We start from the raw sequence: 15,285 nt of genomic DNA on the forward strand, positions 1-15,285 counted from the left end.
TCACTTATGTGGTGGATAATTCCAATCCCAACTTTTACCAACACGCTCATCGGTGGTTTTCCCGTTGATTTTCTTGGGAATGAGTGTTGGGTCATTCCAAGCCCGCCGTTCCTCGTCAGGGCTCTTTGAATCATACAGTTTAGTTGTAAAATAAACGAGCATAACAGGTTCTGTGCCTACTGCTTTGAAGCCGTGCCAGTAGTGACCCGGCATCCTGACTACCTGCAAATCCAATCCGCTTGAAACGATTTCATTCAATTCGGCAGATTTGTCGTCGAAGGCACAGATTTTTGCAGCCCCCCCAAGCACCAAGAAGTAATCCACCTGTCCTCTTAGGTGGCGGTGCCAAGCGCGAACAACACCGGGATAAGTAAACGAATGATTAACTTGGACTATTGTGTCGTCTCCGAAGAGGTCTTTCCAGTCCGATCGCATAGCTTCGCAGAAGAAGCCTCTCTCGTCAGAGAACCGCTTTACTGGCTTAATTCTTATCCCGTCTAACATAGCTGTCTTGCCTGTCTGTCAAGTTATCGAATGAAAATATTTATAATATTCCCCAATTCAACCCCTAGACTTCGACTTCCGAGAAATCGCCTACATGTAACTTTATTGTTCGGTTGCGTTGGTTGCGTGCTACTTTTGCGTTTTTGCCGATTAAGCTGTCCTCTAAGCGCTCAACATCTTTTATAGTGACGTTTTCTTGCACGACACAGTATTCGAGGTTAGAGTTGCATATTTTTGAGCCGCCACCGATGCTCGTGTATGGGCCAATGAAAGAGTTCTCAACCAAAACGTTCTTGCCGATAACACAGGGCCCTCGGATGGTGCTGTTCACGATTTGGGAACCTTCCGCGACCGTTACTCGTCCATCTACGGTGCTGTTAGTTACGGCACCTTTAACGTCGCGTTCTATGTATTCGTCTAAGATTTTGGCGTTAGCCGAGAGTATATCGTCTTTTTTGCCTGTGTCAAGCCACCATGAATTGAGGATTTCAGCCTTCACAGAGAAACCCATGTTAATCATTTCTTGAATAGCGTCAGTGATTTCAAGTTCGCCCCGCCAAGACGGCTTGATGCGTTCTATGGCTTGGTGGACTTTGTTGGAGAACAAGTAAGTACCTATAATTGCGAGGTTGCCCATGGGTGTTTTTGGCTTCTCCACAAGGCGTACAATGTTGCCTTTTGCATCCAGTTGGGCTATGCCGAAGGCAGAGGGGTTATCGACTTCTTTTAGGATTATAAGCGCATCCAAACGCTCAGCCTTGAACTTCTTAACATACGCCTCTAAACCTTGACCAGTAACGTTATCGCCAAGACACATAACAAAGGAATCTTGCCCCAAAAACTTCTTAGCAGTCTTCACGGCATGCGCTAAACCTAAAGGCTCCTGAGGAATATAGTTCACGCTAAAGCCCCAAGTGGAACCGTCGCGAACGTAGTCTTCGACGAATTGACCCGTTTCATGTGCCGTGATGATGCCGACTTTTTTTACCCCAGTTGCCGCAACTTGATCTAGAACGTAACCTAAGATGGGTTTGTTAGCTACTGGAATGAGCTGTTTGGCGCAGGTAAAGGTTAAGGGACGTAGCCGTGTTCCTTTGCCGCCGCTTAGAACGAGCGCTTTCATGTCAATCGTAACCTGTAGTTGAATTTGATATATTGAGTTGGATTTCTCAGCGTTATATGGCTTCCTATAAAGAGCCAAATTACACACAAAACACAGGGCAGAAATAAACCGAAGCATTATTGCGATTAAATGAACTATTTGGGCATCAGTTTCTCCATCAAATTAAGAACAAGGTTTATGGGTTTACGCAGAGGCCCAAGTCCATCCACGATCTGCCTAATGTTCACAAGGTCACTGCTACTTAACGTCCTTGTCAATACAACAATCAGTAGAAAAACAGCCACAAACAAAACTACACCCAACAACAAACGGATGGGACTGCTAAACGGCAACCAAGAAACCACTAAATAAGTCGCAACACCAGTCACACCTGAAGAGAAAAGAATCTTTGCCGAAGAAACCCAATCTATAGAAACACCATACCGCCGTTTAATGTACACCAAACTCCATAGCAACGGAGGAACAGCAACCAAAATGGTTGTAACTATCAAACCTATTATGCCAAATTGAGAAACCAAAATAAAACTCAAAGGAAAACCAACAATCACAGTTAAAATGCTCATTTTCAAGTTAAACTTCGTATCCCCTTGACTATTAATCAAATTACCGATACTTAACGTGCCCAAAGCAGACATCAGGTAAGTAATAGACAATAACACCAGAAACAGAGGCGCATGCAAGTAGCGGTCCCCAAAAATCGTGCCTATCGCAGGCTGCGCAAGCGACATCACAATAGCAGTAACTGGCACCACTATGAGTGCAGCGTATTTTACTGAATACTGAAAAACATTCTGAAGAACCTCAGGCTCTTTCTGATAGTTAAGTTTTGAAAACGCAGGCAACAACATCGTAATCACCGGAGTAGCAAAGAAAGTAATCAAAACAACAAAGTTAGTCGCAACCGAGTAATTACCTATCGCAGCATTATCCGAAACAAAAATCGGCAAAATAATACCATAAAACTGAGTTAACAAGCCGGTCAAAATAGCACCTATAGACAGCGGCAACCCATACTTGAGCATCATCTTGGTAGTTTTAATTATCTCCAAACCGCCGTCAGCAGATTTGGGCAGGGAACGGTACAGCGTATACATTAATAAAACTCCAGACATACCCGCAATCATAACCGCTACCGAATAACCAACCACAGCACCAAGAGTACCCAAACCGACCAAAACAAGCCCAATAATTAGAAAAGTCTTAACCACAGACTGAACAATCAACATAATACTGTTAAGATGCATCTTCTCAAGTCCCGTAAAAGCGGCCGTCGCAGTATTGATAAGTGCACCTGACAAAATGAACAAAGAAGTAATTTGAATCAATTGAGCAATCGCAGGACGCTGAAAGACATCAGCTAGAAAACCCGAAATAGCAATTGAAAGCAAAGTCAGAGCTAAACCAAAAACAATCTCAAAAGCCAACCCAGATACAAATATACTCCTAATTTTAGCCACATTATTTTCGCTGTTATACTGCGCAGAATATTTAATCATGGCAGTGTTGATACCCCAATCCCTAAAAATCGTCATAATGTTGGGAGCAGCAACAGCAATGGCATAAAGACCCATGTTGTCTTCGCCTAAAAATATAGCAATAAGAATCGTACCGATCGAAGAGATAAGGGTGGATGCAACAAGCCCCCAAAGTAAGTGAAAGCCGCCTTTAGCTGAAACTTTTGCCATATCAGTAGCTTTACTCAACGCACTCACCGGTCAGGGGTCATTTTAGTTTACTGTTGGTGTTGAGGTGATGTTTATCGCTTTTGGTATGAATGAACAAAAAATTAGAAGAAAAAACAAAAAGTAAACAGTTTGCAAGCCAGTTTGTGGGCTATTTTGTGTTAACAAGATAAAAAAAGAGTTAACGCCCCAACCCGATGGCACTAAACCGCAATCTTTTCCCGTATTCTTCAGGGTCGTAGATTCGTCTACCATCAATTAGAATAGGCTGCTTCATAAGCGCCACAAACTGGTCAGGAGCAAGTTTTTTGAATTCAGGCCACTCCGTCACCAGAATGCAACAATCAGCACCCCTCAAACACTCAACAGCAGACGACGCATAATGGATCGAGTCCTTGAAGATGGCTTTGGCAACCTGCATAGCAACAGGATCATAAGCAACTACACAAGCACCACAATTTAACAGTTCATTGATTATAGGAATAGCCCTTGCTTCACGCATGTCATCCGTGTCAGGTTTAAACGCCAACCCGAGAATCGCAATTTTTTTACCTTCCAATGAACCAAGCTGCTGTTTGCAGAATTCAACTGCCTTAAGAGGCTGCTTCTTGTTAACACTTTCAGTAGAATCCAACAACTCAGGCGAATAACCAAACCCTTTAGCGCAAGCAATAAGAGCTTTAACATCTTTAGGAAAACAAGAACCCCCGTAACCTAAACCTGCATCCAAAAACAATGGCCCAATTCGCTTATCCAAACCCATCGCCTCAGCCACAACTTTAACATCTGCACCAGGAATTTTTTCACAAATGTTGGCGATTGTGTTGATGAAGCTGATTTTTGTGGCAAGCATAGCGTTACTGGCGTATTTGATCAGTTCAGCCGTAGACAACGTTGTTCGAATTATCGGCGGAACATGTGAACAGTAAAAATCTCGATAGAGAACTTCAAGCATGTCGCCTGCTCGTTTATCTTGTGAACCAACCACCACGCGGTCAGCGTTTATTGTGTCCTGAAACGCGGAGCCTTGACGCAGAAATTCAGGATTCATGCATAAACCAAAGTCTTCTCCGCATTTCTTGCCAGATTCCCTTTCCAAAATGGGCAATACAACGTTCTGAGTGGTTCCCGGAACAACAGTACTCTTTATGATTGTTATATGATAACTTTTTTTGTGTCTTAACGCCTTACCGATACTGACCGCTGCTGATTCTATGTATTTAAGGTCAATACTGCCATCGAATTTGCTAGGAGTCCCAACAGCCACGTAAGTAAAGTCAGTTTCCAATATTGCCTTTTTCGCCTCGTTAACTAAACCCTTCAGTTTTCCTGTGTGGATGCTTTCGGAAAGTTTTTCTTGAAGACCAGGCTCAAAAAACGGCGGAATACCCTGATTTATCTTTCCAATTTTTTCCGCATCAATGTCACATGCAATAACAGTGTAACCCTTACTTGCCAAACCCACAGCAGTACATAAACCGACGTATCCAACGCCTATAACTGAAATTTTAGGTTGATTTCTCAAATTGGACATCCTTCATTATAGATTGTTAATTTGGTTTAGTAATCATCTAAATATATATGGGTTAACATATCAGAATGAAACAAAGGGAAAGATTCATGGTGCGCAAAGTAATTATTCCCGCCGCAGGACTAGGCACTCGCCTTTTCCCAGCCACCAAAGAGCAGCCTAAAGAAATGCTCCCAATATTTTCAAAAACAAACAATGGCGACATGATTGTCAAACCGGTTGTGCAACTAGTTTTTGAACAACTCCATGAAGCAGACTTGAGAGAGTTCTGTTTTATTGTTGGAAGAGGCAAAAGAGGCATCGAAGACCACTTCACACCCGACATTGGATGCGTAAGAAACCTTGAAGGAATGGGAAAAAATGGCCAAGCATCTGACCTCGGAGGATTTTACAATAAACTGGAAACTTCTACTATAATGTGGGTTAACCAGCCAGAACCGAAAGGATTTGGCAACGCAGTTTTAATGGCTCAACCCTTTGTACAAAACGAAAGCTGCCTAGTTCACGCAGGAGACAGCTGTATCATATCAAAAAATATGGATTACCTAAAAAGGCTCCTTGAAGGGTTTGAGCGGTTTAACGCGGACGCCGCCTTCCTCGTATTAGAAATCGACAACCCCAAACAGTACGGCATAGTGGAAGGAGAAGAGGTGGAGCCAGGCTTTATTCGGGTAAAATCGGTTGTTGAGAAACCCGAAAAGCCAAAGACTAACTTGGCAATAATGGCGATGTATATTTTTCGCCCAGTAATCTTCAAAGCCTTAGAAGCAACTAAACCAGGCAAAAACGGCGAAATCCAGCTAACCGATGCAATCCAGAAACTCGTAGATTGGGGACTAAAAGTCTATGCAGTAAAATTAGACAAAGACTATATGCACTTAGATATCGGTAGCCCCGAACGATACTGGGAAGCATTAGAATTATCATACCAGCAATTTTGTGAGAGAAAAACAAAATGATTGACAACATTATCAGAGAAGACATAGAAAAAATAAAGACCAACGTAAAAGGTGACGACGCATTTGCTGAGAAGAAGGTGCTGGTGACTGGCGGAGCAGGGTTCATCGGCAGCTGGATATGCGACGTTCTGTTAGACTTTGGCGCGAACGTCACCGTCGTTGACGACCTTTCAACCGGAAGGATAAAAAACATAGATCACTTGATGGACAACAAGAACTTCAAATTTATACAAACCGATGTATGCCATTTTCAAAGTCAAGAAAAGTTTGATTACGTCCTTCATATGGCTGGACACGCATCACCCGACGAATACCAAAAACACCCAATCGAAACCCTACAAACCAGCGCTTTAGGAACCTTCGCCATGGCAGAGCTATCCAGAAAAAATGATGCTGTGTTATTGTTCTCTTCCACATCTGAAACTTATGGCGACACAGAAGTAATTCCAACACCAGAAACTTATTGGGGAAAAGTGAATCCGATTGGCCCGCGTTCCTGCTATGACGAGGGCAAACGATTCGCTGAAGCACTACTTATGGCTTACAACAATCAGTATGGATTGGATGTCAGGGTTCCTAGAATCTTCAATTCTTACGGCCCACGCTTAAGAGAAGACGGACTATACGGAAGAGCCCTATCACGGTTTGTTTTACAGGCGTTAACTAATCAACCAATAACTGTATATGGTGACGGTAAACAGACGCGGTCGTTCTGTTACATAAGCGATACGGTGACAGGACTTTTACTGCTAACAACCAATCCTAAAGCTAACGGCGAAGTAGTCAACGTTGGCAACACTAAAGAAATTACCATTTTAGAGCTTGCACAGAAGATAAAAGAAGTTACTAATACGAAGTCAGAAATAGAATTCTATCCTTTACCAAAAGATGACCCAAAAAGACGCTGCCCAGATACACAAAAACTCCAAACTATAGTAAACTGGAAACCTAATGTAAGCTTAGAAGAAGGGTTAATACGAACAGTCCGATGGTTCAAACGATAAAGTCTAAAGTATTTATTGATATGGATGGCGACCATTACATTTGGGCTTTTTGTAATGTTTTTTAGTGTCAGGTCTTTAGATTGGGCTCTGTATGGTTGTGACTTGTAGTGTGATTTCTTCGAAAAATAAATTTGTGGTTTTAGTTGGGCTTTGTTAGAAAATATTTAAAGCAATATAAGAGCTGCTCAATCTACTTTAGCAGAAAAATTGCCCGAAAACCAATAGAGAAACATATTTAGCAACCAACCCCTACCCTCTACTGTTCAGAACCATCTTAAGATTAACCCTATAAAAATAACACGACTATCACAAAGATAAGAGGTTACCATAATGAAAACACCGCCTACCCAACAGCTACTAATTGACTAAAATTACTAATCCCACCATTAAAACTTTCTGTCACCGATCTGCACAAGTTACATGATTAAAAGGAAGGCGGATATTTAGCGTACCTAAAGGCAGTTTATTACAGCAGTTTAAACTTAAAGAGATGAGGCAGAATGGCGGTAATAAAAACATTTACTTATATTGATTTTATTTCTTAGTGCATATATTGCACAGAGGAAAAAAGTGCAAACTATAGACGCTACTATACCCACATAAAAAATGTTTTGTGTTTGAAACTCCAAAGTTATTGTGTATGTTCCTGTTTTATTAATATACCAACTATTAGCGTACCCGTTAGCAACGAAATGATATTCATTACATATTTTTTGTCCATCTATACTAGCAATCCAATTGTCATCGTATGATTCGCTGAAAACAAGGAAGAAGGGTTCAGAAGAATTAATTTGCACAGAGTATTTTGTTGGATTTTGTTCTTGGAAAGAAATATTAGGTTTATAGAAATCCTTCATGGGCAGTTTTTGTAATTCTGACATATCATTTTGGTCACTTAGAAAGACAATTGTGTTATCAGGTTTGAAAAAGTCGGTATCTATGATTTTATAAAGTTCTCCCAAATTGTCAGCTAATAGGTAGTTATTTGTTGCATAAATATGCTCAGGACCAGCTGAGTATTTATTGTTAAGATAAAAATGCAAATCTCCGAATGTTTCTGTTAAATTAAGATAATAAAGGTCAACTTCTTTACCCTCAACAATGGAAAGATTACTAATTTTGAGTTCAGTTTGTTTATTCGAGTGTAAATTTACTAAAGCAACATTAAGCTGAGTTACACCTGAAAGATTAAATTGTTTATTAGGAATTTCCGATGGGTAACGAAGGGGAATAAGAATTCGGGTCCAATTATTAATTTGAGAAGAAAAAATTGCGTATTGCTGGTCAATTGACCCTACCCATCTGACCAAGTTACCCGAATTATCGTAAAGTTCTACAAAAAGCTGTCCAGCGACATTGCTTTTAATCCAAAAATGTAAGAAGGATAAACCTGTCCAGTTTCCATATCTGGCAGGAATTTTATACGATAATCCAAAAGAGTTACCTATTGTTAGATAATCTGAACTGTTACCCTCCATTGCGATACTGCCATGCCTACCTACGCCGTCTTGCATATCAGCCTCTATATTGGTGTTAATTCCCCATAAAGATGCCCAACCATTTTTTGAATTGGTACCAAAAAAGTAACCATTATCCATTATTTGTGTTTCATTTGAGGTAACTTTACTGGTATCTGTTGGTTCTAAATTAGTGTTCAAGCCAGATTTGAGTTCTTCAGAGGAAAGACCTATGTTCATAAGGCTATAGTTATAATCGTCGTGTACAACAACATATTTGACATTTAACATGTTCATTATTTTCCAGCCATTCTGATTACAAAGCCAAGAACCCAATAAGTTTGTACACAAAGGCTGAACTATTGGATCACTCATGCTACCATACCAGCCTCTGCTTATGGTAGTGGTGTTGAACAACATATAGTTGGGATCACCACCTGCATACGGTTGTTCCCAGGTAGTAATTATACCACCTTCTGTAGCGATCATCGGTAAAGTAATCATACGGAAATCACCGTCTTGGTTTGAAAGCCAGTTATTAGCATCATAGTAGTAGCTCGGAATTTTTGCATGTGAATAATACCATGGGTTAATCCAAGCTACATCAGTAAATACGTCGCCAGTCCACATAGGCCAAGGGTAGATAACAAAAACACAAACGCAAACAATACCTACCATACTAGCGGCTACAATTTTACGGTTTAGTTTATGTAATCTATGAGAGGATCTTATAAAAGTTGAGGGTTTGCCACGAACAATGCGATAAAGTTTACTTAGGCCAACTCCAAAAAGGAAAGCATATGCCAAAGGTATAATAACACCAAGTTTTTCAAAAGGATTTCGATAAACCTGCAGAAAAGAAAAGTTATTGAAAAACCATGTAAAAATTTCGCCTAAAGGTGGAGCTGAGCCTTTCGCTAGAAACAAAGAGGTTACTGCCAATAAAACAAAATAAGTAACGTATCTATTTCTTTTTGTTGTTAACAGAGAACTAAAAACAATCAAAGGGATTAGGAGACTAATAATCAAAAAAGGTATTGAGTGATAAATAGAACCCCAAAGATATTGTGGGGAATAGGTACTTGATGCGTTCCAAACCAAACGCGATACAGATAACACGTCAATTTTGCTGCTAAGCACCTGAAGAGTATATAGGTTAACGGATTGAGAAAGTGCAGAAGAAATAGCACTATTAAAACTAAGGTAGGGAGCTATCCACCATAAGTTAACAAGAACCCATGTTATGAATATTATTATTGTAAATTTTAAAGAGAATAGAATATCAGGTCGTTTTCTTATATTTAGCAAAACAAAGAAGCCTAAATATGAGAAAATAACCAACCAAAAGTTGATTATCATAGCAGGGTGTATAAACGAACCAGAAAACAAAAGCGATAGTATACACATAACTAAAGCATTAGGCAAACTTTTTTTTGTCTCAAGACCTCTAATATAAAAGAGCAAAACAAATGGAAGCAGAACAGCCATAAACATTAAACTTACTTGAAAACGTTTCCAAATTTCGACCATCGCAAAAGGGGATAGCATATAGAAGAAACCAGCCATAAGCGAGGCAGGCAATTGAATGTTTTTTTCATTGATAAGCTTAAAAGTCAGACAGTACATGGATAAACCGCTCATTGAGACTAAAATGAAAAACAATATTTGTTCTACAGCTATAGGTGAGAAGCCAATATAGTTTAGAAACGCCATAAAAGAGGTGTAAGATGTTGAAGAAATTATTGCAACTGCTCCTAAACCAGTACCAAAGCTTTGAAGCCACAAATATCTGAATACATCGAATTGACGACCCGGGAAGTAAAAGTTAAGACCGTTTTCAGCATACCCAATCATTCCCCATCTGAACCAAATAGATATGAGGATTAAGCCAACTATTGGAAAGAAAGAAGCACCTAAGATGAAGCATTTATGTTCCTTGATATAATTGGAAAAGCGCTGAAATTTTGGACTATTATTTAAGGTATTCAGTTTAGTTTCACTCAGCCAGCCGAGTACCATGGAATTGCATAGATTGCTATTATCTTTTCTGTTATTAAAATTTCCCGAATACATTCCGAAATAGAAAAAAGCTCACGAATGAAATGAAAAATGTAGTTAATCGTGATAGGGAATCGAGAATACTACATCAAAAGAAAGAGGCAAGACTATTTAGTGATATTGAATGCTGTTATCCTCTCTGACTCCAAACTCATATCGCGCGTTAGGGGAGGGCCAATATATTCGTCTAATGTCATTGGTTTAATATCATGTGTGGTTACTTTTGCCAAATCGAACATTGATAATTTCTCTTTGCCACAAACATGAAGTATGCCTGTGAATTGTTTATCGACAACAGATTTTATAGCTATTGCCAAATCGTCAGCAAAAAGGTAGGTTCCATAACGATCCACAAATGCTTTAGGATACGGCCATTTTTCTCTAGCAACAAAGTTTGTTCTAATAATGAGCCATTTTGATAGTTCCGCGCGCTTTACAATGAATTCACTTAAAAGTTTTGTTAAAGAGTAAAAATTTTTAGGTTGCGGTAAGTCACTTTCTTTATAAGCACCTTTATCGCCATTAAAGACGCAAGCTGTGGATACATATATGAAATAGCAGAATTTATTATATTTGATACATGCATCCACAATATTTTCTGTACCTCTAACATTTACTTGCCATGCAAGTTCTTTATTTTCCTCGCACTCCCTAATTCCAGTAATGGCTGCACAATGTATTATTGCTTCAGGCAAATTTTCTTTTACGAAATCAAACACACGAGGTCTATCTGTTATTTCGAGTTGTTCATGAACAGGATGGTAGGAATCTGGGAAAACTTTGATGAGTTCGCGTCCCAATTTTCCACTAGCACCTGTAACTAATAGTTTCATTTTACCTCACTCTCTTAAATTAAGTAACTTAAAAGCTATCTGATTTTGCACATCATTTCTAAAAGGACTCATTGAATCCAGCCTTGATTTTTTAGCAATTCAATAATTTGTTCCGAACTAAGCATATCTGTATTGTTTGAAGAGTACTCATTTATATTCCTAAATAATTTCGGCTCATCAATTTGCCCGTGCTGATAAACAATATAATTATTCTTAGTTTCGACAGCCCGCCTTAATTCTTCCTCCGAAACCAACACTTCATGAATTTTCTCGCCGGGTCTAATACCGACCTCTTTTATTGGGTAATCCTTCCTTTTAGTCATTGCGTAACTCATCGCCTTAGCTAAGTCTATTATTTTACAGGCAGGCATCTTTTTGACGAAAAGTTGGCCTGTTTTGCCCTCAACAGTAGCTTGGAATACTAATTCGATAGCTTCGTCTAGGGTTAACAAGAACCGTGTCATTTGATAATTTGAGACGGGTAAAAATTCGTTATTTTTTATTCTCTGCTTAAAGAGAGGAATAACACTTCCACGACTACCTACAACGTTTCCATAGCGTACACACACAAATTTGGTATTCGGATTTTTGTTCCCAGGGTTTAACATTATTTTTTCTTGTATTGCCTTGGTCATGCCCATGACGTTTACTGGTTTAACCGCTTTATCTGTACTTACTGAGACCACAACGGAAACGTCATTAGCAATAGCAGCCTTTCTTATGTTTTCTGCACCGATTATATTTGTCTGTACAGCCTCAAATGGTTGAAATTCACAATTGGGCACTTGTTTAAGTGCTGCCGCATGATAGATTACGTCTACGCCTCTGGTTGCCTCAAAGACTCGCGGATAATCTCTAACATCCCCAATTAAGAATTCTAAACAGTTGCCCTGAAAGCTATTCTGCATTTCGTACTGTTTAGCCTCATCACGACTGTATACTATAATACGAGATGGTTTAAATTTCAATAAATATCGAATAATTGTATTTCCAAAGCTGCCTGTTCCACCGGTAATTAAAATATTTTTGTCTTCAAGATATTTGGCGATTATTTCATTCATTACATTTTCACTACTATTGCATTGACTCATCATAATATCAATAGAGGCTTTTTATAGATATTCCTTTAAATCGCGAATCAACCGAGCATACTTAGTGACACCACCGCTTATTTGAACACTTAAATAAGAATGGGTTAGTCCGAGATATATAGCGTTCAGCTTTCAAGTTGAAATTGCACCCAAAAGCTCTGCACAACGCTTATCCCAATCCCAATCCATTGCACAATGCACAGCATCATTGGATACTTTTTTATAAAAATCGCTGTCATTTAAAAGCTTTAGAATATTGTTAGCGAATTTATCCAAACTGTAGCATGGAGTCTTAATCATGCCTTTTGGATAATAGCTTCTTAATGCAGGTATATCAAAACTAACACCGGGTAATCCACAAATCATGGCCTCGCAGGCAGCCATACCCCCACTATCGATTATTGAAGGATGAAGAACTATTTTGCTTTGCTTTATGTACTCAAATTTTTTAATTCCATCAATAAAACCAAACAGTTTGATGTTGTGGCTAAGCCCTTTTTTATTAATTTTCTCTATAACTTCATCTTTTAGAGGTCCATCTCCAAGAACAGCTAATTTTGCAGCGGGTTTTTCTTGACAAACTTTTTCCCAGATATCAACAAGTTCTCTAACACCTTTCTCCAAACATAAGCGGCCGATAAATATTGCATCAAAAAGCTTCTGATAATTAGGAAGTTTTAGCGGAGTTTTGGTATCTATACCACCTTTTACTGCTACTACACTTTCAGGAGACAAACGCTTGTTAACAAATTTTTGTCGATCGAGGTCATTTGTAACAAAAATCATGTCTGCATGGGATAATACTATGGGGTAACTAATTTTTTGTGATAAAAAGTACATTATCGCTTTTAAACGCCTTGAACCAGAATAAAAAGAGTCCCTTCTAAAGGGATTGGGTAATAGTAAATAAAATCCTGCAACCCACTTAACCCTCTTTCGAAATCTCAGTTTTAGAATCAACGCAGGAAGGAAGTCTGGCCAAAAATCAGATGCAGAGTAAACAATATTTTTTTTATCATTAAAAGTAAGTCTTAAAGCTGCTTTACAGCCTTTGAAAACACGATAAGAATAAGATGAAAAGAATCCAAATTTTTTAAATTTAGACGCAGACCAACAAATGTATTTAACGTCCGAAAGTTTGTTACGTTTGCACATTTCTAAACCATCTTCTGAACTATAAATGCAAACGTTGAAACCTGTTGCACCCCAACGTCTAGCGCACTCAATAAAAATTCGGTCGCCACCACTTATGCCTGTACCAAAAGCTGCGTTAGCTATTATATGAATAGAACAGTTAGAAGGTGTAGCCGAAGAAGCAAGCTCTGAGTTATTTTTTTGGAAAGTATTTACCCCCTTAATACACACAATTGCAGCATAAGATATTAATCAACACTTCTATTTTCTAGATGCAATCACAAATAATGAAATGTGCTGATTTGCTGATTAGTAAATTGCCGGCTACTGTCAGGTAGAGCCAGAAAATGTTCGCTTCGAATTAAACCACACACCCCAATCAGCTAAATTAAGATATTTATTTAACAACAAAATATTTTGGTTTCTAATTTCTCCACTACAAGCACCTGCATTTTAGAATCATTCTAAAGTAACCAGAATTCGAACTATTATATATTACTTTGAAACCTAACTTTATGCAAGAGATCTGTCAAAGTCTTTTGGAATAGAACCTAATAAGTGGATTTGTTGGAAAAAAAAATGTCTACAAAAAATAGTAAGCACCCTTTGTTTTTTTCAGTCGTTTGAAAATAGAATTTGTTCTTGGTGACCGGTTGAGAAGGAGATCTGCAAAACGTTCCAGTGCTTTTTTTGGACCCTATAAGGTCATAATATTCAGCGGTCAAAGTAATCAACTCACGTAAGACTGTTCTATTAAATATGCATTTTCAATGCCAAATCTAGCTTCTGCATAAAGCCTACAACATTTTCTCAGGGCTTCAAGGTTTTTGCGCTCATACAAGCTTATTAAAGCATGATATAAATCGTCAACGTTTGGTTCTACAAGAATTCCGATACTAGGATCCAATGCTTCAGGAATACCGCCTTTGTTTGAAGCAATAACCGGAGTCCCACAAGATAGCGCTTCTAATATAACACGCCCAAATCCTTCTTCGTAGATCGATGGAATAATTAAAACATCAGCCGCATTGTAGTACAAACCTAATTGAGCATTATCGATTTTTCCAAGATAAATGACGTTTCCCATATTAACCGACGCTGACTTTACTGCCGTGGATAACGGGCCATCACCAATGAAAACAAAAGATATATCTTTTTTATTGACTATTCTTGAAGCTACTCTCAGAAGGTTTTTAACACCTTTTATTTCCAATAATCTACCTACAAAAAGAACGACGAATTTATACTCTAAACCCAACTGTTGTTTACAACCCAATCTATTAAGTGGCTTAAATATTGACTGATTTACCCAATAGGTATAAACGGCAATTTTTTGCTTATCCAAACCAATTTTTATTAGTTCCTCTTTTGATTTTCTTGCAAGAGTTAATACCGTAGATGAAGATAAAGTTAGTTTCAGTAATTTGGCAAGCAACGGTTTTTTAGGCAAATCGTAAATAGCGTGTATACTAACAATGACTTTTTTTCTATAGATCTTTCCTAAAACTTTCCCAATAAAAGCAGCATTTATACCATGAGCGTGAATAACATCAATTTTTTTATGGACAGCAGCCATAAAAAAAAAGGAATAAACAAATAAAAGTGGTGTTAAATAGATAAATTCAAAAATAGGATAAGGTTCCAACTTATGGAAAAGGTTATTCCCAACCCAGTTAATGCGACGGATTTCTATTGAAGTATGTTTTTCAAAAGAAAGGGTCTCGGCATCAGTAGTAAGTGGTTTATAGGTTAGTACAAAGACTTCATGACCGTTGTTCCTGAGGAAATTACACAAATCATCTAAATGAGTCTCTACTCCACCAATATTAGGGCTAAAGAAGGGGGTTAACATCAAGATTCTCAATTTTTTTTTAATCATAATCAAAACCAATCTTTTAATTGCAGCAAA

The 15,285-nt window shown here is 38.5% G+C and carries 11 protein-coding genes; 2 read left to right on the forward strand and 9 right to left on the reverse strand.

Features of this window, described 5'->3' with window-relative positions; all coding sequences use genetic code 11:
- From NWE96_10340 to NWE96_10355, 4 genes are all read right to left on the reverse strand, one after another.
- Window positions 1-504, reverse strand: coding sequence for a dTDP-4-dehydrorhamnose 3,5-epimerase family protein (locus tag NWE96_10340; GenBank protein ID MCW3984373.1), 504 nt, complete (start codon window positions 502-504; stop codon window positions 1-3).
- A gap of 64 nt (window positions 505-568) precedes the next feature.
- Window positions 569-1,627: a glucose-1-phosphate thymidylyltransferase gene (locus NWE96_10345; GenBank protein MCW3984374.1), complete on the reverse strand. Its 1,059-nt coding sequence runs from the start codon at window positions 1,625-1,627 to the stop codon at window positions 569-571.
- Window positions 1,628-1,761: 134 nt separating this feature from the next.
- The gene (locus NWE96_10350; GenBank protein MCW3984375.1) at window positions 1,762-3,330 is read right to left on the reverse strand and encodes an oligosaccharide flippase family protein; all 1,569 of its coding nucleotides are present in this window, start codon (window positions 3,328-3,330) and stop codon (window positions 1,762-1,764) included.
- Window positions 3,331-3,490: 160 nt separating this feature from the next.
- Entirely contained in the window at window positions 3,491-4,834 is a 1,344-nt protein-coding gene (locus NWE96_10355; GenBank protein MCW3984376.1) for a UDP-glucose/GDP-mannose dehydrogenase family protein, read from the reverse strand.
- Window positions 4,835-4,929: 95 nt separating this feature from the next.
- Here NWE96_10355 and NWE96_10360 point away from each other — a divergent pair, with 95 nt between their 5' ends.
- Window positions 4,930-5,799: a sugar phosphate nucleotidyltransferase gene (locus tag NWE96_10360; GenBank protein MCW3984377.1), complete on the forward strand. Its 870-nt coding sequence runs from the start codon at window positions 4,930-4,932 to the stop codon at window positions 5,797-5,799.
- Window positions 5,796-6,803 (forward strand): SDR family oxidoreductase, encoded by a 1,008-nt coding sequence (locus NWE96_10365; protein MCW3984378.1) that lies wholly within the window; start codon window positions 5,796-5,798, stop codon window positions 6,801-6,803. Before NWE96_10360 ends, NWE96_10365 begins: the two co-directional genes overlap by 4 nt.
- A gap of 482 nt (window positions 6,804-7,285) precedes the next feature.
- Here the strand turns inward: NWE96_10365 and NWE96_10370 are convergent, their stop codons facing one another.
- The 5 genes from NWE96_10370 to NWE96_10390 all read right to left on the reverse strand — a co-directional run bounded on the left by NWE96_10370 (window position 7,286) and on the right by NWE96_10390 (window position 15,255).
- Window positions 7,286-10,279 carry a hypothetical protein gene (locus NWE96_10370; GenBank protein ID MCW3984379.1) on the reverse strand — a complete coding sequence of 998 codons (2,994 nt, stop codon included), beginning with the start codon at window positions 10,277-10,279 and terminating at the stop codon, window positions 7,286-7,288.
- A gap of 146 nt (window positions 10,280-10,425) precedes the next feature.
- Window positions 10,426-11,151, reverse strand: coding sequence for an SDR family oxidoreductase (locus NWE96_10375; GenBank protein ID MCW3984380.1), 726 nt, complete (start codon window positions 11,149-11,151; stop codon window positions 10,426-10,428).
- A 68-nt stretch (window positions 11,152-11,219) separates the two neighbouring features.
- A complete protein-coding gene (locus tag NWE96_10380) occupies window positions 11,220-12,212 on the reverse strand; it encodes a polysaccharide biosynthesis protein (GenBank protein MCW3984381.1) in 993 nt (330 codons plus the stop codon).
- Window positions 12,213-12,374: 162 nt separating this feature from the next.
- Window positions 12,375-13,607, reverse strand: coding sequence for a glycosyltransferase (locus NWE96_10385; protein ID MCW3984382.1), 1,233 nt, complete (start codon window positions 13,605-13,607; stop codon window positions 12,375-12,377).
- 499 nt (window positions 13,608-14,106) lie between these two features.
- On the reverse strand, window positions 14,107-15,255 hold the full coding sequence (locus NWE96_10390) for a glycosyltransferase family 4 protein (GenBank protein MCW3984383.1): 1,149 nt from the start codon (window positions 15,253-15,255) through the stop codon (window positions 14,107-14,109).
- Window positions 15,256-15,285 lie beyond the last annotated feature (30 nt).

The sequence above is a fragment of the Candidatus Bathyarchaeota archaeon genome, from assembly GCA_026014685.1.
In the GTDB taxonomy this organism is placed as follows: domain Archaea; phylum Thermoproteota; class Bathyarchaeia; order Bathyarchaeales; family Bathycorpusculaceae; genus Bathycorpusculum.

Coding starts and splice junctions, on each gene's coding strand:
- NWE96_10340 (MCW3984373.1), bottom strand. CDS start 504: ATGTTAGACGGGATAAGAATTAAGCCAGTAAAGCGGTTCTCTGACGAG.
- NWE96_10345 (MCW3984374.1), bottom strand. CDS start 1,627: ATGAAAGCGCTCGTTCTAAGCGGCGGCAAAGGAACACGGCTACGTCCC.
- NWE96_10360 (MCW3984377.1), top strand. CDS start 4,930: ATGGTGCGCAAAGTAATTATTCCCGCCGCAGGACTAGGCACTCGCCTT.
- NWE96_10365 (MCW3984378.1), top strand. CDS start 5,796: ATGATTGACAACATTATCAGAGAAGACATAGAAAAAATAAAGACCAAC.
- NWE96_10370 (MCW3984379.1), bottom strand. CDS start 10,279: ATGGTACTCGGCTGGCTGAGTGAAACTAAACTGAATACCTTAAATAAT.
- NWE96_10375 (MCW3984380.1), bottom strand. CDS start 11,151: ATGAAACTATTAGTTACAGGTGCTAGTGGAAAATTGGGACGCGAACTC.
- NWE96_10380 (MCW3984381.1), bottom strand. CDS start 12,212: ATGAATGAAATAATCGCCAAATATCTTGAAGACAAAAATATTTTAATT.
- NWE96_10390 (MCW3984383.1), bottom strand. CDS start 15,255: ATGATTAAAAAAAAATTGAGAATCTTGATGTTAACCCCCTTCTTTAGC.